The organism is Aetokthonos hydrillicola CCALA 1050 (assembly GCF_017591665.1).
GTDB classification, from domain to species: Bacteria; Cyanobacteriota; Cyanobacteriia; order Cyanobacteriales; family Nostocaceae; genus Aetokthonos; species Aetokthonos hydrillicola.
Genome location: NZ_JAAKGC010000022.1, coordinates 34,687 through 56,164 on the forward strand (window position 1 = coordinate 34,687; position 21,478 = coordinate 56,164).

Here is a 21,478-nt window from a genome sequence, read left to right on the forward strand (position 1 = left end):
GATTGCATATTCTCAACAACTACGTCGTCAACGGTCAAGTGCTGTATACCGCAGTATGGCGTCCAAGTACTTCTGGCGAAATCCAGGTCTACGGTTGGTCATATGAAGACTACCGCAAGAAATACGATGAACTTTGGAATCAAGGTTGGCGGCTGCATATTCTCAACAACTACATCGTCAACGGTCAAGTGCTGTATACCGCAGTATGGCGTCCCGACACTTCCGATGAAATCCAAGTATACCAGTGGCTATATGTAGACTTTAGGAAGAAATACGATGAGCTTTGGAACCAGGGCTGGCGGTTGAAAATACTAGATGTGTATTAAGCTTTACCCTATTCCTCTGAAAAAACTTATCGTAGGCGGATCCTAAATAAGAGATTCCTTCACAGTTTTGATAATGGGATTTTCTTGCTTTTCTGTCGCTTCAAGCCTGGAAACGAGCGCAGCACGGTCTTTTATACCTAGCTGGTAAATAAGTTTAGCCAAAAAATATTCCCAGTCTTGTTGTCTGCGCTGGGCTATACCATTATAGAAGTCTGCACCAGGGGGATGAAGCGCAATATCTAACAAAATATCTAATGTGGGTATAACTGGCTGCTGTTCAACCCAATGAGTGATATATTCTTCTTCCTTTTCCATCAGTTCATTTTGCTTTTCCCACTGGTATTTGTTAAGAAGAAACTCGCTACCGAAACCTGCAAATACTTCAGGGCTAACTGGTGATGCCAAGTCAGCTAGGAATTCTAGAATTTGTTCTTTGCTTTGTCTTGCCATTTAGATATACTTCTTTGAGTGAATAAGTTGTAAGTTGTGTGTAAGGTAAGACTTCTTCTATAACTCTGACTTGGTTTTTACAATAAAGGTTAAAAATGCTTGTTTCATCAGAAATTCCTATTATTGCCACAATCGTGTTGGTTGCCTTTGGAATCTTAGGCTGGGGTTTTTATCGCGCCAGACCTTTTGGTAAGCTGGGAATACTCGCCTGGTTACAGTCTGTGGTGTTGATTGCTCCTTGGCTGCTATTTTTTGGATTGTTTGCGGCAGGGATTTACGTCAACATAGTAGGTGTACTTTTCTTGTTGGTGGTTTCGGCAGCGATATACATTGCTCTTGGTAGACAATTGCGAAAGCTAGGACAAGATGCGATTCTTCGGCAGAAGGCAGTCCAAAGGCTTGCCGATGACGCTGCACAGCAAGAAAATGAAGCACTGCCGCAGCTAAAATTGGAGGTACTAACCATTCCTGAAGAGGATCTTAACCAGATCAAAGGTATTTTTGGCATTGATACGTTTTTTGCGACAGAAACCATTGCCTACCAAGAAGGAGCCATTTTCAAAGGCAATTTGCGGGGAGATCCCGATGTGGTTCACAATCGTCTCACAGCGAGCCTAGAGGAACGTTTGGGTGATAAATATCGCCTATTTTTAGTGGAAAACCCGGATGAACGACCTGTTATAGTTGTACTTCCTAGTCGTAATGACCCGCGTCCAATGACGTTAGCCCAGAAAGTTTTTGCAGGTGTTCTACTATTAGCAACGATCGCCACTGGGTTGGAAGCTGTAGGGATACTACTAAATTTTGATTTCTTTGCTAACCCATCAAGGTTCCCAGAAGTTTTACCCATCAGTGCTGGGATCTTCGTAGTTTTAGCAGCCCATGAACTCGGTCATTGGTTGCTTGCTCGTCGTCACCAAGTTCGTCTGAGTTTACCGTTCTTTTTACCTGCTGTGCAGATCGGTTCTTTTGGTGCAATTACCCGATTTGAGTCTCTTTTGCCTGACCGAAAGGTATTATTTGATATCGCTTTAGCAGGACCAGCAGCCGGAGGGATTGTTTCGATTTTAATGCTAGTGATTGGATTGCTACTTTCTCATGAAGGCATAGCATTGGGCTTTAATAACGTTACGTTTCAGTTACCAAATCAGTTTTTTCAAGGCTCGATTTTGGTAGGAACTTTGGCACGAGTTATTCTCGGTTCAGCTTTGCATTCTTCCGTAGTAGCAGTTCATCCATTGGTGATTATAGGCTGGCTAGGGTTGTTGATCACAGCCTTAAACTTAATGCCAGCAGGACAATTAGATGGTGGTCGAATTGTTCAAGCAATTTATGGACGCAAAATCGCAGGAAGGACAACACTAGCAACTCTCATTTTGTTGGGGTTAGTGTCTCTTGGTAATCCTTTAGCTATGTATTGGGCGATTGTGATTTTGTTTTTACAACGAGATCTAGAACGCCCTAGTTTAAATGAAATCACTGAACCTGATGATGCACGGGCGGCTTTAGCTCTTTTAGCTTTGTTTTTAATGATTGCGACTCTCCTACCTTTAACTCCAGGTTTAGCTGGACGCTTGGGGATTGGAAGTTAAAATAGGAGGCAGTATTCAGAATTCAGGAGTCAGAATTAAGAATTCAGTACTCATGTACTCATTCTGACTCCTGTCTCCTGACTCCTGACTTCTTTTGTTAAAATGTCGCGGAAGCTAGACTGGCGTTCCGGAAGCGGTTCCTTAGTCCTATTCCAGAGAGTTTCGTAGAAAAAGAAACTGAAGCCAGCAAAGTGGCGATCGCGCACTGTTTGTACTTGTGTCTTGATTTGTTGCATAGGTACAAACTTATCTTTCAATCCCGTCATAATCCCAATACTTACAGGAATATGACTTTGTGCTGCTTTAACTTCTGGGTAATCTAATTCCTTGGCAAAGCTCCCCAAATCGTCCCGATACACTTGTATAATCAGTTCTTCAATCAGTCCTAGTCGCTCCCACTTTTGCCAGTCTGCTAAAAACAAAGGATACGATAACCACTGGGGATTAGGTGCAATAGAAACTAGGCAGTTTTCTCTACTCGCTTTGATAGCTTTAAATACTTGTTGGAGAAAGTTTGTGATTTTGTTTGCTCTCCAACGTACCCATTCTGCGTCTTTTGGGTTTTTAGAAGGTGCCTGATCCCGGTGTTCTTTTTTGTACAATGTAATTGTATAAGTATCGTATCCTAATTCAGCTGGTAACCCAAAATGATCATCAAACTGAATACCGTCAATTTTATAGTTCCTAACTATTTCAACGATTAAGTTTTGCAGAAATTGTTGTACTTCTGGGTGAAAGGGGTTCAGCCAAACTCTTTTGTGTATACCTTCTTTGATAATCTGGCTACCGTCGCGGCGACTAGTAAGCCATTGCGGATGGCGTTTAGCTAGCTCTGAGTCAGCCGGTGCCATAAAGCCAAATTCAAACCAGGGAATAACTCTTAAGCCTTTTTTATGTCCAACAGTGACAATTTCTTTGAGGATATCTCGTTGTTGTAGTTCTGGTGTTGGATCAAGTGCTTTCCCAATAACCTTTTGTGCAACTTGGCTAGGATAAAGTGTATAACCCCAATTCCAAACTGTGGGATACACAGTGTTAAAGTTTAGTTCTTTGAGGCGTTGCAAAGCACTTTTTAGGCGATCGCGATCAAACAACACATCGCTATCAATATTAGTCAGCCATACCCCTCGTAACTCAGAGCGGTAAACAATAGTATCTTGAGCGTATAAGGAAAAGGATAGCATTACCGATACTACTACACTCAAAGCAACTAAGATAGCAAACTTGTGCCTCACAGACCGACTAAACCACGTAATAAACTGTTTCATGACTGTTAAATGTGGGGTGATACACCACACCCTCAAAACCTACACTGTAAGTAAGATCATCTTAAGGTACTGGGTACTGGGGATTGGGGATTGGGTACTGGGAAAGAATACTCAATATCTAATCCCCCATGCCCCATGCCCCATGCCCCATGCCCCATGCCCAATGCCCCATGCCCCATGCCCAATGCCCCATGCCCAATAATGATAAGCTTATTTGATTCTCAAGACAGCAGAGTAAACACAACAGGAACCATTAAGAGACTAGCAAGGGCAATCATGGTTTCCCAAGGACAGTTTTCTCTGGTGTTAGCCTGTTGTAACTCAACTACGAAACAGCAGCAAATACTGAGGTCGTTAAAAGAATTTGCTACTGTTGATATTCAACAAATTGCACTTCCACCTTCGGCTCAAACACTTTATACAACTCTTAAGAATTTACTTGGCTCGACTCAACCAAAAGCCTTATTAGTGAAGGGTTTAGAATCTGTAGATGCACTTAATCAAGTGATTATCTCTACTAACTTGATGCGAGATGAGTTTAAGAAACAGTTTGAGTTTCCCGTTGTATTATGGGTTAACGATGAGATTTTGCGTAAGCTGATCTGGCTAGCACCTGACTTAAAAAACTGGGCTGCTTGCACTATTAGATTTGATGCGCAGCCTAACCAACAGTTCATTAAAAAGCAAGTAGTCTGTTTAACCGGCTCAGCTATGAGTTACCAGTTATCAGTCAACAGTTCTCAGTGATCTTTACTATTCACTGATAAATAGCTACCAGATTGGGCTTGCATCTTGTTGTATTATCAAAAATCGAAAGTTGTGCGGATCACACCCACGTACTGGGTATCGTTTCTAGTATCAGCTTCTGGGTTAAGAATTACCCAAAAATCAGGTGTTATAGAGATATTGTCATTAAGTCGGAAGCGGTAAAATGCTTCCAAGTGGTATGGAGTGTTCTGGTCTTTACGAACATTACTACTAGTTACATGCGGTGGTATACCAAAAAGAAATCCTGGTAAGTTTCCTGTACCCCCCACATCTGGAAACGACATACCAATCGCTCCAAACCAAGCATTAGAATTGTCTCCATTTCTCACAAACAGTGAATCTGTTCCACCTCTACCATTTGGAATAGTACTGAAACCAGAGTTGTGAGCAGCTGTCCATATATATCCACCCCAAGCGTGTACTTGAAAATGGGGTGAAAAACGATAGAACCCTTGTGCACCAATAATGTCGTTAGAAGTAGCAATAGTATTCCCAAAAGGTTTGACTGCAAGCAGGGTTCCAGTCGAGCCAGTAACGTCAATATTATTACCAGCAGGCGTATAGCCACGGGAGTAAGCCACACTGACTGCTCCTTTTTTATTGAAGTAATATGCTAGGTGTGCTAACGCATTGTAGGCACCATCAAATAATCCGTTTTTCTGAGATGGTATATTAGAGTTAATCCCTCCTAAATATCCCAGCGTCAGCATTAGGTCTTTGTTTATCTTCCAGTTAATGCCTCCACCAGCCCCCCCTCGTCGGAAGATGGGGCTGTATTCTCCAAATAATGAGGGAATGCCGTTTCCATCATCTGCAATAGTAGGAGGAGTTACGGTATCCGTAATGTCAGTGTAGCCAATACCTGCAGGACCAACGATAAAGGCAAGAGAATCATTCACAGGGAAGTAGTAACGGATATGAGGAATAGTTAGAGTATTGTTACTATCACTGTCAAAGTTCAGCCGCGTCATGTTAGTACCCGTTGCTGATCCAATAAGGCTATTACCATTAGAATCTAAAAAATTTCCAAATTCTAAACGAACTCGCAACAAATCTTTGCCTGAAAAACTGCTTTCAAAGTTAAGACGTCCTCGATCTGCAAAGTAAGTTCCGGACTGATTACGATTGCTACCAACTTTAGAACCCAAAGCACCACTGACAACAGTAATAACTTGAGCATTTAGCTTGGTAGTTGCAGAAAATTGCTGTTGCTCCAACGTAGCTGTGTGTGCTTCTAGTGTATCCACTCGTCCGCGTAGGATTTGCAGTTCTCCGGCAAAATCTTTCTGCAACTTTTGCAGCGTTGTCAAGTCTTCTTGTTTAACCAAATCATTAGTGCCTACAGCAATTAACTCACTAATTCGGTCTGTACAGGTATTTAAAGCAGCTGCAAACTCGTAACGGCTTAAGGTACGTGAGCCAAGATAGGTTTTGTTAGGATAACCTGCTATACACCCGTAGCGTTCAACCAATGATTGTAATGCTTGGAATGCCCAATCATTTGGTTTAATATCAGAAAGCTGGGAAACCGACGAAACTTGATCTAAAGGTGAATTTTCAGACTCAAGATCTGCTGCAAGAGAAACTGAAATATTAGATATGACCCCAAGTGCTGGAACTACTAATAACAGCATCAGAAAGTGATAAAACATTTTACCTACACCCTTTATAAAGAAGAATTCAGGAGTCAGGAGCCAGGAGTCAGAATGAATTTTTTGGTTAAAACCTCGTCTATGAGTGGAAGTGGATCAGGGTTGAAACTTTTCGTAAAACACCATCCCTTTATGGGTGGTGTATTCTGACTCCTGAATTCTGTCTCCTGACTCCTTTTTATGTATGAGTGTGAGATTTATTTGTAGCTAAAATTCTACGCATCAATCCCACAGCTTTGCTTCGCTAAAGCTGTAGGTGCGTCAAGGACTAATCTAAGTCTTGAATATCCCATCAACTCAAGCGATCGCCCTTTAGGCAATGACAAAACCAATCGCCTACTGCTGAGAAACTATAATAGATTTTTCTGATTAAGTTAAAAATATACCTTGAGATTGAAGTTATATCGATTGTGACCCAAGTCACGTTCCATTATTAAGCAAAAATGCGGTTTGGCTTTGCCTACCGCATGATTTGCTTCCCCAGGGTTAAAACCCATAGGGTTTCTGCTTTAATTATCTTAACAAAGAGCAGAATTCAGAAGAGCACCAAGATAATCTAAGAGAGCCGGAAACACCCTTTTTCTATATTAAAGAATAAATCAATAATAGGACTGAGGGGTGTGACCTATCAATTATTCAGCTTTTAAAGCTCGATTGCTATTGCCATTATTTTGTAAGTAAACATCTCTTATAGGAAATGGAATTTTTATTCCTTCTTTTTGATAACGTTTATGCAATTTTTTTATAAATAAATGTCTAGCTATACGTTGATCGAAAAATTCATTAATTGCCATATAAAGCGTAAAATTTATACTAGAATCACCAAAAGTTTCAAATCTTATGTAAGGTTGATTTTCGAGTAACTCCGGTGCTATCTCTTTCATGACTTCTTTTGCTACTTCAACAGTTACTTGTTCAACTTGTTCTAAATCGCTATCGTAGCCAACGCCGACAGAGATCATTAATATAATTTCCTTACCAGGCAAATGGTAATTAGTAAAGATTGCTGTTCCTAGCTTTGAATTGGGTATAACAATAACATTATTTGACAGTTCCTTTACAGTGGTATGTCGCCAATTGATATCTATAACATAACCTTCATGACCACCTTCTATTTTTAGGTAATCCCCTGTCCTTACCTGTTTAGAAAAAATTAAGTAAAACCCAGCAAACAAATTTGTCAACGTGTCTTGTAGTGCCAAACCAACAGCCAGTCCACTAATCCCTAAAGTAGTGATGATCGGTGTAATTTGAACTCCTATCGTCTGTAATAAGATTAATGTCCCCAGAATTAAAACGATAATTTTAGCAAGGTTAGAAAGTAGTGATGCTGAAAGTCCTTCGCTTCGCTGTAAATATAAATTAACAAAACCAGCAACTAGTCTCGCAACAACTAACGTAACTGAATACAGAAAAATAATCGTAAAAATTCTTTTAAGTAAATCAGTAACTTCTGGCTCGGCATGAGAACTAATAATTGCTCCATACAAACCAGCAAGTAAACACCAAATAAAGATCATTCGATTTAGGGAGCGAAATAGTATGGTACTCCCCGGAATTTTTCTATTGGCAACGAATTGCTTTAGTTTATTAAAGATAAATTTCTCACTAATTATTCCACCCAGTAAGCCAGCTAGAATAAATCCAAGCGGTAAAACTAATTCTATAACCATACAGCAGTCCTATTTGAGTTGTGAACTTAGTCGGGAAGGAAGACAATAGGCAAATAGATCTCACAGCTTTATGGAATTATTCGTTGTTGCCAAAAAATTTCTCTATGATAGAGGTATGTGTACCATTCACGAATGGTAGCTAAGTTATTGGGGTTGTCTTGATTAGCGCTGCCTTGTTGCCAGACAGTTTTCTGTTTCATGATCGGCGACAATATTCTCAGATAACGTAACCATTGTCCATTGTCTTAGTCGTTTTATGAAAAAAATTAAGTATTGTACGGTGTGTTGGACGTAGAGGGTACGGCTGCAAGCCATTATGACGGGTGCTGTAATAAAATGGGATGTTTCCTTGCCCAATAGCTACGAAAAGATCAATCATTGCTGAGTTATCCTGACTCAAGAGGATGATTGTTCAGACTTCATTTTGAGTACAATGTTGCAAAAACAGTATAGTTTTCTACCTCGGTTTTTCCAATTGGCGATCGCCAGCGTTCTTTCAAATATCATGGTGCCATTAGCAGGGCTAGTTGATTTAGCCTTCCTTGGTCATTTATCCGATATTCGCTACTTGGCGGGTGTTATTTTAGCTACCATCTTATTTGATTACTTATACCGAGTTTTAAAGCCCTTACGCACTAGCACTAATGCCATTACAGCACAAGCAGTTGGTCGCAATGATGCTAAAGCCATTATCCTAGCTGGATTACGCAGCAGTTTAATCGCTTTGAGCATTGGTATCTTGGTTTTACTTTTACAGTATCCGCTCCAGAAAATAGGATTTTTCATTCTGAGCGGCACCCCAGAGATCGAAGCGGCAGGAGTCGATTATTTTTCTGCTCGGATTTGGGGAGCACCAGCGGTACTCCTGAACTTTGTTTTAATTGGCTGGTTTCTAGGACAAGAGAAGAACACTGCAGTTTTACTAATGTCTTTGCTAGGAAATGGTCTTAACGTAGTTTTCGATTATTTAATGATCGTACATTGGGGTTGGGGAAGCATGGGAGCAGGATTGGCAACTGCATTGAGCCAGTATTCAGCCTTAATAATCGGTTTAGTGTGGGCAGGATTTAGTATTAATTGGGAATATTTATTAGAGTCTCTTAAAGAAGTTTTTGACAAGCAGGCTTTGCAGTCTATTTTGATTTTTAATGGTAATATTTTGGTCCGGTTTTTATGCTTAATCTCAGCCTATGCCGTTTTTACAAATGTTAGTGCCACTCTAGGAACCCCAGTATTAGCTCAAAATGGTTTATTGCTTCAAATTGCACTTTTGAACCAGTTTACAGTCCAAGGAGTTGGCATGACCACTCAAACCTTGACAGGTAATTTTAAGGGGAAAGGGACAACTGAACTCCTCAATCCTCTGTTACAGGTTTCCATCGCTGTTAGTTTATTCATTTCTGTAACTCTTGCCTTCGGGACAATTTTGTTTCCTCAAACCGTGTTTGGAATCTTAACAAATCACGCTGAGGTAAGTGAGAATGTCAATCAATATATTTTGTGGATATTCCCTCTTCTGAGTATAACTGCTGTGGCTTTTATGCTGGAAGGCTATTTTATTGGTTTAAAAGAAGCAGGGATTTTACGAAATGCTTCTTTAATTGCCTTTTTTATAGGATTTTTACCATTTATAGGGCTAGCCATGTACTGGCATAGTAATCACTTCTTATGGTCGGCTTTAGTGTCTTATATGACAACTTTAATGATTATTCTCGCGACACAAATTCCAAAGATGATCGACTTACACTCTCTTGCTACAGGTGCTGCACCTTTACGAGTAAAGCATGAATCGACAAAAATAACGTCCTGATAATTCAGTACTCAGGCAGAATTAATCCCCAGTCCCCAATCCCCAGTCCCCAGTCCCCAGTCCCCAATCCCCAGTCCCCAATCCCCAATCCCCAGTCCCCAATCCCCAGAATGAACGATACTAAAATTAGAATCTACGAGCTATCGAGGGAATTAAAGCTGGATAACAAGCGCCTGTTAGAACTTTGTGTTCAGCTCAACATCGCAGTTAAAAGCCATAACAGTAGTATCACAGAAAGCGAAGTAGAACGTATTCGTGTTGCACTAAACAAAACAGCCACCCCTTCTCAATCAAAATCTTTGAAAAGAACAACCAAGTGGGAAGATTGGGGTTATGTCTTTGTAGGTTCAACAATTGATAGTTTAATTCGTAATCTTGACGGTGAAGCTGCCCTAAAATCGTATCCTGAATTTTCCCAGAGGCGAGAGTACGCCAACCAGTTAATGCACGAATGTGTCGGACAAAAGCCTTGCTTATTTTATGTTCGTCGCAAAGGATCTGGAAAAGAAGCAGGAGAAGAACTTTGGGAACTGACAATAGCAACGGATAAAGATGATGTTAAACTACCTCCAAAACTTGAAAAGCTGGGCAAAACTCTAAGCTTATTGGCTGCGGTATCTGTATATCAAGATGGCTATGGTGGTTTAAGATTGCTCTCTGTGCGGTTGCTACAACGTGTACAAGGACATGCTGATAGTTACAGTGTACCTTGTCGCTTACGTTTGTTAGCCAATCATCAACATCATATTGATATTCCATCATCGGCATTAGCACGCATGGCAAATATCCCAGTATGTGGTAGCCACGTGCCTACAGAAGATCAGCTAAAAGCTTGGAAAGCATTTTTGCAGATAGAAGAAAACATCGCCAAAGCTCGTCAGTTTTGCGTACCTTTCATAAAATACAATTACGGCTCAGGTGGAAGAAGGATCACGTTTGAGATTAATGGAGATTTAGCAACTCTTGATGGATCTCCTGAAAACCCTTTAGAGTTTCAAAACTTCTGGGAACGGGTAAAACGAGCAAAAAACGAAGATATAAAGCTTTTCGAGACAGCGCCCACGGGAAAAAACTGGCGCAATAGCAGTCAATTGGGGTGTATTGAAGAAGTTGATCCTAGAAATTCTATCATTCGTGTGAGGATAGAACGCGATTTAGCTGAATACATGGCAACTGGGCGTTATCAATTACCCGTCACTGGATTCTTATGTTTTGAAGCTGCGGGTGATATTCAACAAATTCGCCGCAAAAAAGAAGCTTTAGAACAATTGAAGCAAGGATACACCCAAAATCCGTACTTAGGCGATTTTTTATTTGATGCAACTCATGCAAGATCTATCCAAAAAACTGTTCAACTTCAACCAGAAGAGTTGTTATTATCTTCTGCTAATTCAGGTCAAAAAGCAGCAGTGGAAACAGTTTTGGCGGCAAAGGATCTTGTATTGATTCAGGGACCACCAGGTACAGGTAAAACCACCGTAATTGCTGAGATTTGCTATCAAGTTGCTCTTCGAGGTGGACGTACCTTAATCGCCTCTCAAGCTAACTTAGCTGTTGATAACGCCCTGAGTAGATTGGTTCACAATCCTGTCATTAGGGCTGTGCGCAAAGGGCGAGCCGAAAAAGTTGGTGAGGAAGGACAACCTTTTTTAGAAGATAATGTGATTCGTACATGGTTACAAAATACTGCAACCAACTGTGACCAGAATTTATCTAAGCGTCGAGAAACTGTAGACAAGTTTCGTCAATCACTGGAACCATTACAGCAGTTTTTAGATTATTTGAAAGCAGAAGAGGACTTTCAGCAAAAACAAAAAGAATTCCAAAAAAATCAGGCAAATATTGCAGCAAACTATAGAGAACAGGAATCAATTTATCGGGAAAGTGCAGCAAAAAAAAGTCAGGTTGAATCTTTAATAGTCAAGTTAGAGAGGTTGCTAAATGCTGCGCCGAATATAAATTGGGAAGAGCCAGAAATAGTAAATTTTTTACCGCTTCTTAAGCCCTACACAAAAGATAATAGTTTAGTTGCTAGTTTTGTGGTAAATGTTAGCAAAGCGATTCAAGAAGCTGCTGAACTTGGTTTTGTTCGTCCTTCTTATGGTGCATTCGGGCTGGCGGTTTGGCTGCGTGAAACTGTGGCAGATCAAGTGTCGGAATTTAAGGCAGCATTAGGTTCTGCTGAGAATGCAATGATAGCTATATCTGAAACTGCTACGTTGGTGCAAGCTTTTAGAGAAAACTCTGGTGTTTTGAGTCAGCTACAAAGAGATTATCTGGAATTTTTAAATAAGGAACAAACCCTTAAACAAGCAATCCAGAACTGTGAACAACGCAAACGAGAAATTGATTTGGTTATCAATGTAGTTAAGGAATGGAAGTCTACAGCTAATACCAGGTTATATCAAATTTTGAGTAAATCTCGGCAAAATAATCAATTTTTGACAGAAGAAAGCCTAAAATTACCAGTGAGGTTGCTCTCTCTTGCTCGTTCATCTAAATTAGCGCTCTTAGAACCAATCTACAAAGATAACAAGATCGATTATTTGCCAGATTGGATGAAATTAAGGAAAGCCTTGTCTTTTGAGGCACAGGGGGGCTTTACTAACTTACAAGGTAAGCAGTACAAATTTGGGGATTTTTTACATACAAGTTTGTCCCAGATTCCAATGGTAGTGTCAAGTGGCGATCGCGCAGAACTCAGCCCTGGGAGCGATCGCCAACAATGGCAGGAAATTGCTAAAAAATTTCTCAACTATCGTGAACTCGACAGAAATCAGAGACAAGAGCTAGTTGAAAAAACTCAAGAATTTTTAAGCAATATGCAACAGGCTTATGGTGACTCATGGGAAGCAAATAACATTGAGTCTAGCCTTAATCGTATTACACAAGAATTGCTAGAAAGCATATTGACAAATGCGAGACAATGTGTGTTTCCTATAAAAGCCGAAAATGAGCAACAGCTAAAGCATCAACAAAACCAATTTAACGAAATTCAAAAAACAGCAGTCGATCAACAGCAAATACTTACCTTACAAGAACAAGTAGAAACAGCATGTAAAGAAGCTGAACTAAAACTTGGTGAAGCGATGAGTCTTTTGCAGGACATGACTCTTCAAAAAAACTTACCTGAACAATTACGTATACTCGCAGAACAGTATATTAGCAATCAATCATATATATGGGAAGAAGCCGAACAATTTTCAAGCTTCTTTAATTCATTCAAAAATCGTATACTTGAACTTGAAAAGCTGATTGATTCATTAGATACTTTCAATATATTAGAAGTTATCAAAAACTCTTTAAAGGACAATCTTCTTAAGCTAGAAGAAGAGCATCAAAACATAAAGATGCCACTAGAAAAATCTCAAAGCAAGCTCCGTGAACTTGAAAAACTGCAAACACAGCCCCCAGAGATATTAAGAAATCAACGAGATTGGTGGCAAGAAACATGGCAACTAATATCCGATAAATTTAAGCCTGATCCAACTACTACAGACTTGTTCAATGTAGAATTTTTACACAAAGTTAAGAATCAATTTGATTCATGGCAGGAAGAATTGCAACAAGAAGAAACTTATCTTAATCGATATCAACACTTCGTTCAAGACTGGATTTCTAAATTGCGCAACGCCTCAGAAGAAGATGACTCGTCAGGAACCGCGAAAGGAATACACAACGATTTAAGGCAAATTTACTTAGATAATGCGAACGTCATAGGTATCACCTGTGTTCAAGCAGCAAGTCGCAGCTTCTCAGAAGAATTCAAATACTTCGACGTTGTCATCATCGATGAAGTAAGCAAGTGTACTCCACCAGAATTACTCATTCCAGCATTAAAAGGCAAAAAATTGGTCATGGTAGGTGATCATCGTCAATTACCACCGATGCTTGATAGTAATACTGTCGAAGAAGTTGCTCACGAAATTGGCTCTACAAAAGACGAATTGCAATTTTTAGAAGAATCATTATTCAAAAGCCAGTTTGAAGCAGCTAACGAAAGCATTAAACAAATGCTAACTACCCAGTATCGAATGCACCCCAGCATTATGGGCGCAATCAATCAGTTTTATGATGGTAAACTAGAATGCGGCATTATAGAACCCGATAAAAAACGCGCACATAATTTAACAGGCGAAATTATCCAGAACTATCATCATCTTATTTGGTTAGCAACGCCTATAGGCAATCAATTTCAAGAGCAAAGAGAGGGTACTTCGTTCTTTAATGTTCAGGAAATTGATGTAATAGAACGTTTGTGTCAGCAAATAGAAAGTAGTTGGGCTGCTAGAGTGGCTAATGGTGAGCCGAAAAAAGAAATTGCCGTAATTACATTTTACGGCGCTCAACTCAGAAAAATTGATGAACGCTTAAAATCAGAATTATATCCTTCACTGCAAATTCGCACTGGAACCGTTGACAGATTTCAAGGTATGGAAAGACCTGTTGTCATTGTGAGTATGGTACGCAACAATAATAATAGAGATGTAGGATTTGCCAAAAAACCGGAACGGGTAAACGTTGCTTTTTCCCGAGCACAAGAACTACTAGTAATTGTTGGGTGTCACGATTTATTCACCCAAGTTCCAGGTAAAGTTGGAAATATGTACTCAGAAGTCGCAAACGTTGTCCATTCTCATGGCGGTTTTGTAGATGTTTCTGGCATCATTTGCTAAAGTAAAGGTGGGAAAACCTAGACTTTCACAAAAATCGATGATTTCCACACAAGTAAGTGAGCTTGAACTGGAAGACTTTCAAGGCAAAGTTACTCAAAACGTCGTGCTTCCCAATATCGGCTGGCAAACCTACAAAGCCCTATTGGCTGACATGGGTGATCATCGTGCTGCCCGTCTCACCTATGATCATGGAATCCTTCAAATTAAGATGCCGTCCAAGCTTCACGAAATCATTAATCGGCTATTAGCAAGAATTGTCACAACCCTAACAGAAGAACTGGAATTAAATGTTATTGACTTGGGATCGACAACCCTAGATAGGGAGGAGCTCGACAAAGGTGCAGAGCCAGATACATGTTTCTATATTCAAAATGCCAATCAACTCCAAGGACTAGATCCTCAAATTCCTAAAGATTTGCCGCCCGATCTCGTTATAGAAGTAGATATCACCAGTCCTTCTACCCATAGAATGGATGTATACCTTGCCCTAGGCATTCCTGAAGTGTGGTGCTATACCAAAAAACAGGGATTGAAAATCTATTACCTGCAAACAGATGTGTCTCATCAGGACTATGTTGTGTCAGAATTTAGCCTCGCCTTTCCCAAAGTATCTGCACAAGTGCTCAATCAATTTTTGCAACAGCGCCAAACTCAAAACGAAAATGCTGTGATTCGTGCTGTCCGAGATTGGATCAGAAGTAACTAACCTAATATGCTTCCAGTTTTCAGGACAATATACCCCTCATGCCAGCGGCGATCATTCCTCAGTTCCAAACACTACATTTTCGTAGAACAATTCGATAGGACATTCAAATCCGATACTTGATAAAGCGATAATATCTCCAACCGTATAGGGATAGTAAAGCCACATTCTACCTTCTCCCCGGGAGTAACGCTCGACGGAGATTTTTTCAGAGTCGATCAAGATATACTCTTGCAAGGTGGGTATTTTAAGATAGTTAGTAAATTTCTCTCCTCTGTCTTTTGCGCTTGTACCTGGGGAAAGGACTTCGACAATTAGCTTGGGAAACTGAATAAAGTTGCGCGCATTAAGATCTTGAGGATTGCAACTGACAATAACATCAGGGTAGTAGTACTGGTTTTGCGAACCGACTTGTACTTTCACGTCTGACACATTCACCCGGCACCCCATTGAGCGCAGATGAGGGTACAAGCTTCTGTAAATGTTTAGAGCAATGTCATTATGGGGAATTGTACCACCCGTCATAGCAAAAACTTCGCCGTTATCGTATTCGTAGCGGACATCTTGCTGAGGTTCCCATTGGAGATACTCCTCGACAGTCATTTTTGGAGGTTGTTGGGTAATGGCTACCATAATTTTTGAAGAACAGACTTTCTCAAGCTTGGTTTGATTCTAGCGTTCATAGAATCTGAGATAAAAACTTGCGTGTGCGTTCTTGTTGGGGATTGTGGAAAAATTGTATAGGTGTAGCAACTTCGACAATTACACCGCCATCCATGAGAATAACTCGATCAGCAACCTCTCGCGCAAACCCAACTTCGTGAGTGACAACTACCATCGTCATACCATCAGCAGCAAGAGTCTTGATCACATCTAAAACCTCACTGACCATTTCCGGATCAAGGGCGGAGGTTGGTTCATCAAACAGCATAATTTTAGGTTGCATTGCCAAAGCACGAGCGATCGCTACCCGTTGCTGCTGCCCCCCGGAAAGCTGTCCTGGATATTTTGACGCTTGTTCCAATATTCCCACGCGTTCCAACAACTGCATAGCAATTTCTTCAGCTTTTATGCGCGATCGCTTGCGTACCCAAATCGGTGCTAAAGTAATATTTTGCAGTACCGTTAAATGTGGGAATAAGTTGAATTGTTGAAACACCATCCCCACTTCCCGTCGGATTGTCTCTATATTGCGTAGATCATCTGTCAGTGCAATTCCGTCTATTTCTATAGTTCCCTGTTGATAGTCTTCTAGAGCGTTAAATGTGCGAATAAAAGTCGATTTACCGGAACCAGAAGGACCCATAATCACTACCACTTCTCCGCGATTTACCGTCAGGCTAACACCCCGCAAAGCATGGAATTTACCATACCACTTATGCACATCTTGGGCAACAATAATTGGTTTTTGCATACTCATTTCTTATATTAATTGAGTGAAGATAATTAACCGTAAAATACTAATAATTTAAACTAAATCAGTAACTTGTCGTTACCTTTTGCCAACTCCTAACTGCTTTTCTAAGCGCTGAGAAGCTAAAGACATTCCATAACAAAATACCCAATACAGCACTCCAATAAATAAATAAACCTCTGCATGACGATTTAGGAACTGGGGTTGCGCCAAAATTGAACGAGAAATTCCAGTTAATTCCAATAATCCCACAATTGATAACAAAGAAGTATCTTTAAATAAACCAATGAATTGTCCAACTAAAGCTGGAATCACTGCTTGCAACGCTTGTGGCAAAATCACAAGTAACATCATTAAGGAAGTATTCAATCCTAATGCTCTTGATGCTTCGTATTGCCCATGAGGAATTGATTGTAGTCCTCCACGTACATTTTCTGCTAAATAAGCAGCACTAAAAAGAGTTAATCCAGCAATACCCCTAACAACTCGATCTAAACGAACTTCTATTGGTAAAAATAGCGGTAGCATCACCTGAGCTAAAAATAAAATACCAATCAGTGGTAATCCGCGAATAATTTCGATATATAGAATAGAAAAATTTCTGATTGCAAATAACTCACTCTGACGCCCCAAAGCCAAAAGCACACCCAAAGGAAAAGAAAGAACAATACTGATCACAGCAGTGACGAGAGTCAGTAGCAAACCGTTCCATAAATTAGTGTCTACAGGTTCTAATCCTAAACCACCTCCAATTAACCACAAAACGATAAGAAAAGATAACGCCCATGCGATAGGTAAGAAAGCATTCAAACGACTAGAAATACGTTGTGTAAATACTGCCCATGATCCGACTGATAAAATTAAAATAATACCGATTACTGACCACAGCCGCCAGTACAATTCAGAAGGATAACGGCCAACAAAAAATAAATGTATATTAGTTTGAATAACTGACCATTGTGCTTCGTTAAATACCCAGTTCAAAATATTTGTAACTGCAGCAACAAGCAACGAAATACAAACTAAAGTTAAGATACTGTTATACCAAGTATTAAACAGATTCTTTTTGATCCATTTACGGATATTTGGATTTTTCATCGACTTATCTTTCCTTTAGTTGCACACTCCGATTGAACAAATTCATCATCAATGATATAATTAAACTAATGGTCAAATAGGTAATCATAATAAGCAATATCACCTCTACAGCACGACCAGTTTGATTAAAAGTCGTAGAAGCCACAAAATAAATATCGGGATAACCAATTGCTATAGCTAAACTAGAATTTTTAGCTAGGTTGAGATATTGACTCGTCAGTGGTGGAATAATTAGCCGCAAAGCTTGGGGAAAAATCACTAAACGCAATACTAATCCTGATTTCAAACCTAATGCTCGTGCAGCTTCCCATTGTCCTTTTGGTACTGATATAATTCCCGCCCTAATAATCTCTGCAATAAAAGCTCCAGTGTACAAAGTTAAGCCAAGAGTTAATGTCGATAATTCTGGAGAAAAATGAATCCCAAAAGGTAATAAAGTCCCACGATTGCTAATTTGGATTAACCCGAATAGAGAAATTGAGTTTTCTGCTTTTGGTAAGCTCAAAAATACGACAAAATACCAGAAAAATAATTGCAGGAGTAAAGGTGTATTTCGCAGTATTTCAACGTAAATGAGAGCCAGTTTCCGAACCAACCAATTATCAGATAGCCGTGCTATCCCGACGATAATGCCAATAACTGTAGCAAGTATAATCCCAAAAAATATTACCCGTAGAGAATTGACCAACCCTACTAATAAAGCCTGACGATAGGGGTCAGAAGCTTGATACGCAATGGGGGTCTCTCCAATATCAAATGATGCTTGGGAATTGAGAAAATCAAACCCTAACTGAATACCGAGTCGCTGCAAATTATCTGTCAAATTTGTCCATAGCAGTAGTGCGATCGCCACTGCTATAAAAACAGCACTGACTTGGGCAACAATCCCCCAAAACTTCCGATTATACCAAATAGGAGTCATTCGATTTTAGGATTTGTAGATTATCGGAATGGCGGAGCGTAAAGAATTCCACCTTGCTTAGGAAGTTTATTTTGTCCTCTATCTAATTTTAGCTGTGAGTTTTTCCCTAAATTACGCTCATAAATTTGGCCATAATTGCCAACATGTTTAATCATTCTTGCAACAAAATCGTTTGAAAGACCAGCTCCTTTGCCTAAGTCTCCTTCCGTTCCTAAAAGCCGTTTGATTTCTGGATTAGTACTCTTGGTGAGTTGGCTGACATTTTGGGAATTCACACCTAACTCTTCTGCGTTAATTAACCCAAACACAGTCCATTTCACAACATCGAACCATTTAGAATCTCCATTAGCAACGGCTGGTGCAAGAGGTTCTTTAGAGAGTACTAAATCCAACACTACATGGTCATCAGGTTTTGAGAAAGCACTACGCCGCGAAACTAGCTGGGAACGGTCAGAAGTAACCGCTTCACAACGACCTTGTTCGTAGGTTGCATAAGTAGTATTGATATCCTCAAAGACAAGTGGTTTATAAGTTATACCACGTTGCCGCATTTGGTCACTGAGATTCTGTTCATTAGTGGTTCCAGTCTGGGTGCAGATAGATTTATCTTTGAGATCCTCTAGCTTTTTGATGTTGCTATTTTTACGCACCATAATACCTTGACCATCATAAAATACCACTGGTGCAAACTCTAAACCGACGGAGGTATCGCGGCTCATAGTCCAGCTGGTGTTACGGCTGAGGATATCTACTTCGCCTGTTTGCACGGCTGTAAAGCGTTCTTTGGCGTTTAAGTTGCGAAATTCGACTTTTTTTGGATCATCAAATATAGCAGATGCGATCGCCCGACAAATGTCCACATCTAATCCTGCATATTCGCCGTTAGCTTTGACATAACTAAATCCTGGCAAATTTCCACTCACTCCACAAATGAGTTTGCCACGACTTTTAATTGTATCCAAGCGGCTATTACTCCCTCCCGATCTACTGCTGCAAGCAGTCATTGACATAATTAAAACAACAGTAGCAAGTAGTAACAAACTCCATTTACGCATTAACATTTATCCATTAGTCCTCATATTTATTTCTCTGTTTTGCGAGAAGCAATTTGCTATTGTTGATCCCACAGGGATATTTCATTTTGCTAGTGACATACCCAGGAAACTATCGGTTGGTAGTACAACGACCTGAAAACACCAAACTATGTGAAGATAAGTAAATATGGATAACCTATTTACTAAGGTAACCTATCCTTGAGTCATAAATATTGCAAAATAAGTTAAAGAAACGTAATACATCTAGAGAGAAGATGGGGTAAGGGAATGTTGAGTTTGTCACATAAATATTTTATGCGTGAGTATTATAACCGGTTACGTCCCATCGTGGTACGTGTTGCTCTTGGAGTTGTTATAACAATTTGTCTAACTTTAGGAATTTGGGTAAGCAATGCTCCAGTCAGTTATGCTCAAAATACACCACTTGTGTACCGGAGTCCCGAGTGTAGCTGTTGCGGCGGGTGGACAAGTCACTTAAAAGCAGAGGGTTTTAAAGTTAAAGAGATTCCTACATCTGACATCGAGGCAGTAAAACAAAAGTATAAAGTGCCAGATAACTTGACATCTTGCCACACAGCAATTGTGAATGGATATGTCATTGAAGGACACGTACCAGCAAACGATATAAAACGCTTGCTTCAAGAAAAGCCAAATGTTAAAGGCTTATCTGTTCCTCAAATGCCTGTAGGTACTCCTGGAATGGAGATAGGAAATCAAAAAGACCCATTTACTGTGTTTTCCTTTGAGCGGAACGGAAGAGTTGCTGTATTTAACGACTATCCCCAAGGCTCTAAGAATCTTAACCTACCCAATACAGAGCATTCACACCAAGGATAAGCTCTTGCCTTCACTAGCGCCTCTCCCAAGTTTGCGCGTGGTGAGGGTGTATTGTTTTGCAATACGTGTATAAATAAATTTCAAGCGTAAATATGACCATTCAGGTTGGTACAACCGAGGGATTGCGCTGGGGAACTTAGGTCGCTATGAAGATGCGATCGCTTCGCTCCGTACCCTGCGGGAAGGCGTTCCGCCTACGCAATGACATAGTTATAAATTTTCTCGCTTACCTACTTACAGCGCTTTCGAGGTGCATGAGGTACATTAGTAGGGTCAAACGGCGTTTGCCCTTGGACTATCGGTGCACCTCATTTGTCTCAAAACTGCTGTAGATAACCCATCACCAGAAGAATTACAGCTCGGGTGATCGTCCAATCAAGTGTAAACTTATGTGATATTGGACGATAACATAACTAGGGACACAAAATTTCATGGAAAGAGGAAAGAATAACAGGGTAATTGCTTCAAGGTTGATCCCCCGTGTTTTCCGTTCTACAACCTTAACTCCTCTTATAGCCGTCCTTGTTCTGCTGCTTGGTGGGATGTTTGAGTTTACTTCTGCATCAGAACCCAGCACCTTCTCAGACATTGCACAATTAACAAGTTGTTATGCTTTGGGAACCGACGCTATTGGTAGAGGAGAGATCCAGCAAGGGAAAAATATTTATCAAAATTGTTTCACTACGGACGCAACAATCACTGCTATCTTCCCTGATGGAACTACCGTCACAAAGGTTGGGACAAATTCTTGGGCGGATTATGTTGCTTCAGTATTCCAAGGTAACGGTTATACGGCTACGCAACACTTAATAGGTACAATCAATACTACAGTAACAGGCGATACGGCAAAGATGAGTTCTTACTTACAAGCGACTCACAAACGTTCTGATACGAGCATTGATGTCGCAAATGGTACTTATGAAGATGAAGTCATCAAGCAGAATGGGATCTGGAAAATTCGCAGTCGCACACTTAAGCTGATCACCTTCCTAAACCTTTCCTCACCAAACAAGTAGTACTTAGTAATAAAGGGAGGGTAAGTAGGGTTTCCCGTTACATACAGCACATTGCAAGTAACTAGAGTACAATGCTTTTGTCTAAAAGCTAGATTGAAATCCCTTTTTACTCCTGACTCCTGAATTCTGCTGTAAGACTTACCCTAAGCTTTCGCTTTGGTATTCGAGAACAATATAACTGAATCGAGCATTAAGAGATTCAGGCGTAGGGTGTGTTA

18 protein-coding genes are annotated in these 21,478 nt (G+C 40.2%); 8 read left to right on the plus strand and 10 right to left on the minus strand.

Annotation, left to right across the window (positions count from 1 at the left end):
- Positions 1 to 326, plus strand: a 326-nt coding sequence (locus tag G4P69_RS13575; RefSeq protein WP_208350222.1) for a hypothetical protein, incomplete at its 5' end; no start/stop codon positions are given.
- 42 nt (positions 327 to 368) lie between these two features.
- Here G4P69_RS13575 and G4P69_RS13580 read toward each other — a convergent pair.
- Complete coding sequence (locus G4P69_RS13580) at positions 369 to 776, minus strand: hypothetical protein (protein WP_208342835.1); 408 nt, start codon at positions 774 to 776, stop codon at positions 369 to 371.
- Positions 777 to 871: 95 nt separating this feature from the next.
- On the opposite strand from G4P69_RS13580, the gene G4P69_RS13585 reads away from it, so the two are divergent.
- Entirely contained in the window at positions 872 to 2,368 is a 1,497-nt protein-coding gene (locus tag G4P69_RS13585) for a site-2 protease family protein (protein WP_208342833.1), read from the plus strand.
- A gap of 50 nt (positions 2,369 to 2,418) precedes the next feature.
- On the opposite strand, the gene G4P69_RS13590 is transcribed toward G4P69_RS13585, so the two are convergent.
- Positions 2,419 to 3,636, minus strand: coding sequence for a glycoside hydrolase family 10 protein (locus G4P69_RS13590; protein ID WP_208342831.1), 1,218 nt, complete (start codon positions 3,634 to 3,636; stop codon positions 2,419 to 2,421).
- Between the two features lie 201 nt (positions 3,637 to 3,837).
- Here G4P69_RS13590 and G4P69_RS13595 point away from each other — a divergent pair, with 201 nt between their 5' ends.
- The gene (locus G4P69_RS13595) at positions 3,838 to 4,383 is read left to right on the plus strand and encodes a hypothetical protein (protein ID WP_208342830.1); all 546 of its coding nucleotides are present in this window, start codon (positions 3,838 to 3,840) and stop codon (positions 4,381 to 4,383) included.
- A gap of 56 nt (positions 4,384 to 4,439) precedes the next feature.
- Here G4P69_RS13595 and G4P69_RS13600 read toward each other — a convergent pair whose 3' ends face one another.
- The 3 genes from G4P69_RS13600 to G4P69_RS39945 form a co-directional block, all read right to left on the minus strand.
- Positions 4,440 to 6,056 carry an iron uptake porin gene (locus G4P69_RS13600; RefSeq protein WP_243902466.1) on the minus strand — a complete coding sequence of 539 codons (1,617 nt, stop codon included), beginning with the start codon at positions 6,054 to 6,056 and terminating at the stop codon, positions 4,440 to 4,442.
- Between the two features lie 632 nt (positions 6,057 to 6,688).
- Positions 6,689 to 7,729 carry a mechanosensitive ion channel family protein gene (locus G4P69_RS13605; protein WP_208342828.1) on the minus strand — a complete coding sequence of 347 codons (1,041 nt, stop codon included), beginning with the start codon at positions 7,727 to 7,729 and terminating at the stop codon, positions 6,689 to 6,691.
- A gap of 68 nt (positions 7,730 to 7,797) precedes the next feature.
- Positions 7,798 to 7,929, minus strand: coding sequence for a hypothetical protein (locus tag G4P69_RS39945; RefSeq protein WP_279605208.1), 132 nt, complete (start codon positions 7,927 to 7,929; stop codon positions 7,798 to 7,800).
- Between the two features lie 233 nt (positions 7,930 to 8,162).
- Between G4P69_RS39945 and gntT the strand changes: the two genes are divergently transcribed.
- The 3 genes from gntT (at position 8,163) to G4P69_RS13620 (ending at position 14,921) form a co-directional block, all read left to right on the plus strand.
- Positions 8,163 to 9,539 (plus strand): guanitoxin biosynthesis MATE family efflux transporter GntT, encoded by a 1,377-nt coding sequence (gntT, locus tag G4P69_RS13610; RefSeq protein ID WP_208342826.1) that lies wholly within the window; start codon positions 8,163 to 8,165, stop codon positions 9,537 to 9,539.
- Positions 9,540 to 9,649: 110 nt separating this feature from the next.
- A complete protein-coding gene (locus G4P69_RS13615) occupies positions 9,650 to 14,215 on the plus strand; it encodes a translation initiation factor IF-2 N-terminal domain-containing protein (RefSeq protein WP_208342824.1) in 4,566 nt (1,521 codons plus the stop codon).
- The gene (locus G4P69_RS13620; protein ID WP_208350224.1) at positions 14,193 to 14,921 is read left to right on the plus strand and encodes a Uma2 family endonuclease; all 729 of its coding nucleotides are present in this window, start codon (positions 14,193 to 14,195) and stop codon (positions 14,919 to 14,921) included. The genes G4P69_RS13615 and G4P69_RS13620 overlap by 23 nt, the downstream gene beginning before the upstream one ends.
- Before the next feature lie 51 nt (positions 14,922 to 14,972).
- Here the strand turns inward: G4P69_RS13620 and G4P69_RS13625 are convergent, their stop codons facing one another.
- The 5 genes from G4P69_RS13625 to G4P69_RS13645 form a co-directional block, all read right to left on the minus strand.
- Positions 14,973 to 15,551: a Uma2 family endonuclease gene (locus G4P69_RS13625; protein ID WP_208342817.1), complete on the minus strand. Its 579-nt coding sequence runs from the start codon at positions 15,549 to 15,551 to the stop codon at positions 14,973 to 14,975.
- Between the two features lie 46 nt (positions 15,552 to 15,597).
- The gene (locus tag G4P69_RS13630; RefSeq protein ID WP_208342816.1) at positions 15,598 to 16,338 is read right to left on the minus strand and encodes an amino acid ABC transporter ATP-binding protein; all 741 of its coding nucleotides are present in this window, start codon (positions 16,336 to 16,338) and stop codon (positions 15,598 to 15,600) included.
- 72 nt (positions 16,339 to 16,410) lie between these two features.
- Positions 16,411 to 17,430, minus strand: coding sequence for an amino acid ABC transporter permease (locus G4P69_RS13635; protein ID WP_208342815.1), 1,020 nt, complete (start codon positions 17,428 to 17,430; stop codon positions 16,411 to 16,413).
- Between the two features lie 4 nt (positions 17,431 to 17,434).
- Positions 17,435 to 18,352 carry an amino acid ABC transporter permease gene (locus G4P69_RS13640; RefSeq protein ID WP_208342814.1) on the minus strand — a complete coding sequence of 306 codons (918 nt, stop codon included), beginning with the start codon at positions 18,350 to 18,352 and terminating at the stop codon, positions 17,435 to 17,437.
- A 20-nt stretch (positions 18,353 to 18,372) separates the two neighbouring features.
- Positions 18,373 to 19,413, minus strand: coding sequence for an amino acid ABC transporter substrate-binding protein (locus tag G4P69_RS13645; RefSeq protein WP_208342812.1), 1,041 nt, complete (start codon positions 19,411 to 19,413; stop codon positions 18,373 to 18,375).
- Positions 19,414 to 19,674: 261 nt separating this feature from the next.
- On the opposite strand from G4P69_RS13645, the gene G4P69_RS13650 reads away from it, so the two are divergent.
- On the plus strand, positions 19,675 to 20,244 hold the full coding sequence (locus G4P69_RS13650) for a DUF411 domain-containing protein (RefSeq protein ID WP_243902956.1): 570 nt from the start codon (positions 19,675 to 19,677) through the stop codon (positions 20,242 to 20,244).
- 431 nt (positions 20,245 to 20,675) lie between these two features.
- Positions 20,676 to 21,260: a nuclear transport factor 2 family protein gene (locus G4P69_RS13655; RefSeq protein ID WP_208350227.1), complete on the plus strand. Its 585-nt coding sequence runs from the start codon at positions 20,676 to 20,678 to the stop codon at positions 21,258 to 21,260.
- The last annotated feature ends 218 nt before the right edge of the window (positions 21,261 to 21,478 follow it).

Excerpts from the sequence above, each read along its gene's own strand:
- G4P69_RS13635 (WP_208342815.1), bottom strand. The coding sequence starts at position 17,430 with ATGAAAAATCCAAATATCCGTAAATGGATCAAAAAGAATCTGTTTAAT.
- G4P69_RS13595 (WP_208342830.1), top strand. The coding sequence starts at position 3,838 with ATGATAAGCTTATTTGATTCTCAAGACAGCAGAGTAAACACAACAGGA.
- G4P69_RS13650 (WP_243902956.1), top strand. The coding sequence starts at position 19,675 with ATGTTGAGTTTGTCACATAAATATTTTATGCGTGAGTATTATAACCGG.
- G4P69_RS13625 (WP_208342817.1), bottom strand. The coding sequence starts at position 15,551 with ATGGTAGCCATTACCCAACAACCTCCAAAAATGACTGTCGAGGAGTAT.
- G4P69_RS13640 (WP_208342814.1), bottom strand. The coding sequence starts at position 18,352 with ATGACTCCTATTTGGTATAATCGGAAGTTTTGGGGGATTGTTGCCCAA.
- G4P69_RS13605 (WP_208342828.1), bottom strand. The coding sequence starts at position 7,729 with ATGGTTATAGAATTAGTTTTACCGCTTGGATTTATTCTAGCTGGCTTA.
- G4P69_RS39945 (WP_279605208.1), bottom strand. The coding sequence starts at position 7,929 with ATGAAACAGAAAACTGTCTGGCAACAAGGCAGCGCTAATCAAGACAAC.
- gntT (WP_208342826.1), top strand. The coding sequence starts at position 8,163 with ATGTTGCAAAAACAGTATAGTTTTCTACCTCGGTTTTTCCAATTGGCG.
- G4P69_RS13580 (WP_208342835.1), bottom strand. The coding sequence starts at position 776 with ATGGCAAGACAAAGCAAAGAACAAATTCTAGAATTCCTAGCTGACTTG.
- G4P69_RS13615 (WP_208342824.1), top strand. The coding sequence starts at position 9,650 with ATGAACGATACTAAAATTAGAATCTACGAGCTATCGAGGGAATTAAAG.
- G4P69_RS13630 (WP_208342816.1), bottom strand. The coding sequence starts at position 16,338 with ATGAGTATGCAAAAACCAATTATTGTTGCCCAAGATGTGCATAAGTGG.
- G4P69_RS13590 (WP_208342831.1), bottom strand. The coding sequence starts at position 3,636 with ATGAAACAGTTTATTACGTGGTTTAGTCGGTCTGTGAGGCACAAGTTT.
- G4P69_RS13600 (WP_243902466.1), bottom strand. The coding sequence starts at position 6,056 with ATGTTTTATCACTTTCTGATGCTGTTATTAGTAGTTCCAGCACTTGGG.
- G4P69_RS13655 (WP_208350227.1), top strand. The coding sequence starts at position 20,676 with ATGGAAAGAGGAAAGAATAACAGGGTAATTGCTTCAAGGTTGATCCCC.
- G4P69_RS13645 (WP_208342812.1), bottom strand. The coding sequence starts at position 19,413 with ATGTTAATGCGTAAATGGAGTTTGTTACTACTTGCTACTGTTGTTTTA.
- G4P69_RS13585 (WP_208342833.1), top strand. The coding sequence starts at position 872 with ATGCTTGTTTCATCAGAAATTCCTATTATTGCCACAATCGTGTTGGTT.
- G4P69_RS13620 (WP_208350224.1), top strand. The coding sequence starts at position 14,193 with ATGTTTCTGGCATCATTTGCTAAAGTAAAGGTGGGAAAACCTAGACTT.